Below are 2529 nucleotides of genomic sequence, written 5' to 3'. Positions count from 1 at the left end.
TTATCACAATCTTTACTTATTAATGTTCAATAGAATTTTCTTGAAGCCATGCGGATAGGGTTTCTTGAGTTTCTTCACTATTTGCAAGCCGTTCCATTATTAAAACCACTTCGGCTTCTGGAACATTCAATGAATATCCATTTAATTCAAGAAAGGTAGCCATCACTACGAAAGCTACCCGTTTATTACCATCTATAAAAGCATGATTTTTTGCAAACCCATAACCATAAGCCGCAGCTAAATCAAATATGGTAGGAGTTGGTTCACCATAAGCTAGAAGGTTTTGAGGTCTATCTAAACTAGCTAAAAACAAATTGTTATCTCGCACACCAGAAAGACCGCCATGCTGTGCTAATTGGTCTTCGTGCATAGCTCTAACAATTGCTTCATCTAGCCAGAAAAATTGATTCACTTCCCTAACTCATGAAGTGCATTTCTGTATTTTGTGCTGACTTTTCTGTAGGCTGACATTGCTTTTTCAAAATCAGGATTACAAGCAGTCACATGAACACCAGAAGGGGTTTCCGTGACAAATACACTGTCTCCTTCTTGAACTCTAAGCTTTTGCAGAGCTTCTTTAGGCAATGTTACACCCAAGGAATTCCCAATTTTACGAATTTTTAAGGTGTACATAAGTCAATAGCCTCTTTATAAGAGTAATACTATTGTAATAACACATTTTTTGACCGGGTTAAAAATTTTTGGCTTTAAAACCCTAATATATATGCTTAAAACCGTTTAATCCCGTTCAGAAGCCTGGGGTGTAGATAGTGTGTAGAAAAATCGTCATAGCCAGTTACGGGGTGAAATGAGCGTGCGATTCGTTGAGTGCTAAATCACGGTTATAATTCCTCCCGTGTAGAATCTAGTATAGAAATATTCAAAAATCCAAAGCAGAGATAGCGTTCTGCTTCTGCTTCTCAGTTACCCCCAGATAGCGCTCCAAAGCTGTCAAAGTCCGATGTCCAGATATCTCCTGAATATGGCGCAAAGGTATCCCCGCATCACTCATTCGGGTTAACGCAGTCCTCCTGAAACTGTGGGTACTCACGCCCTCAATCCCCAGCCGCAGACAAGTATCCCTGAGAATTTTATCAGCACTCACCTTGTGGATATGTCCCAAACCATGCCGCCCCGGAAACAAGAACTCCTTCCGGCGGTTAGGGTTGTACTCTTCTAAATACTCCCTAAGCTTGGGATGCACTTGAATTTCCCTAGTATCCCGCTTGCCCTTGGTATTAATACTGCGTAATACCAACACACCTCTAACACCATTACTGCCAAACACATCTAGAACCGCCAAAGTGCAAGCTTCGTTGATTCGGCAAGCCGCATAAAGGCACACGCCAAAAAGCGCGCGATCGCGTGGCTTGACAAAACCCTCGTTAAAGAGGAGATTTATTTGGTCAGGGGTGAGGATTTCTGCCTTCCCGAAACGGTTGATTTTCATAGCTTCTAGCTTACATTGTGATTTGGCAGAAACACAATGTAAACGGCTCAAAGGTATATATTTCGTTAACGATGACACCCGATTAACCCAGACTTATGAATCAGCCCGACAACACTCACGCTACAACCCGCATTCTGTCGTTGGCTGATAAAACTTGCTTATCCTTGCAGCGCGATGACCATTTACAGGTATGATCCGCATCAATAGAATCTGCTCACGTTGCGGCCGTCTCAACTATCTATACTGGCTTCTACACCCCCGGTTAATAGATGGTTGCTATCAGTGTGTGATATCAAATGTACGTGCCGTAATAGATCCCCAAATAATTAAATTAACAGCATCAATCACTAGTAAGAAGGCGGAGGCGCTGGGTCTACTTGCAACGCTAATGCTTCAGCTTCAAACTCTTCTACGCACCGTTTGAACACACCCAACATAAATTCAACACTAAAGCCCATTATTGGGGGCGTACTATACACCCAGCTTTGATATGTCGGTTTTTCTGCCCACCCGTATAACTTACAGTCGTGCGTTCTCTTGCCTGGTCGCCCTTCATGGATGTAGGCATTTCGGAATTCCTTGTAGGCGATCGCACCATACCGGGAAAGAGTGAGCCATTGCTCAAGCTCACTACAAGTCATTTCAGGGTAATTTGCAAGGGTTTGATTGATGATATCGTCCATGCTCAAATCGTTTGAGATGGAGCGAGTTGTGCGCGCATCCATACCCAAATCGTCTTCGTATGTATATATAGTGGAGCAAATTTTGCGCCTCCCAATTACGCTTAAGAATCTAGTTACATTCTCAGGCAGTTTTATCCCCTTCCAGGTATCTCCCCGATCCACTCGGCTCCACACGTCTGGTAGTGAAACAAGCTGAAATACGTCACCACCGTAACGCGCAAGAAACGCATCAAAAATAATCCTTTTACTACTATTGCTACACTCTTTCTTACCAATACTCTCTGCCCACAAATTGGAAAGAGCGTCAAGAGACCCCCACAGCAACACGTTGGCTTCGTACCTTTGTTTTACAAGGTCTAACTTACTGATGAATGCGTGTCGTTGTCTCCAACAATT

4 protein-coding genes are annotated in these 2529 nt (G+C 43.1%); all 4 read right to left on the bottom strand.

Annotation, left to right across the window (positions count from 1 at the left end):
* Positions 1–19 precede the first annotated feature (19 nt).
* Entirely contained in the window at positions 20–412 is a 393-nt protein-coding gene (locus VB654_RS17265) for a type II toxin-antitoxin system death-on-curing family toxin (RefSeq protein WP_323215046.1), read from the bottom strand.
* Complete coding sequence (locus VB654_RS17260; RefSeq protein WP_323215045.1) at positions 409–633, bottom strand: AbrB/MazE/SpoVT family DNA-binding domain-containing protein; 225 nt, start codon at positions 631–633, stop codon at positions 409–411. Before VB654_RS17260 ends, VB654_RS17265 begins: the two co-directional genes overlap by 4 nt.
* A 247-nt stretch (positions 634–880) precedes the next feature.
* Positions 881–1501: a site-specific integrase gene (locus VB654_RS17255; RefSeq protein WP_323215044.1), complete on the bottom strand. Its 621-nt coding sequence runs from the start codon at positions 1499–1501 to the stop codon at positions 881–883.
* A 296-nt stretch (positions 1502–1797) separates the two neighbouring features.
* On the bottom strand, positions 1798–2133 hold the full coding sequence (locus tag VB654_RS17250; RefSeq protein WP_323215043.1) for a hypothetical protein: 336 nt from the start codon (positions 2131–2133) through the stop codon (positions 1798–1800).
* Positions 2134–2529: the final 396 nt, after the last annotated feature.

The sequence above is a fragment of the Nodularia sp. UHCC 0506 genome, from assembly GCF_034931045.1.
Classification (GTDB): Bacteria; Cyanobacteriota; Cyanobacteriia; order Cyanobacteriales; family Nostocaceae; genus Nodularia.
Note: the sequence above shows the minus strand (reverse complement) of the source record. Positions and strands in the feature narration are given on the sequence as shown.

Coding starts and splice junctions, on each gene's coding strand:
- VB654_RS17260 (WP_323215045.1), bottom strand. CDS start 633: ATGTACACCTTAAAAATTCGTAAAATTGGGAATTCCTTGGGTGTAACA.
- VB654_RS17250 (WP_323215043.1), bottom strand. CDS start 2,133: ATGGACGATATCATCAATCAAACCCTTGCAAATTACCCTGAAATGACT.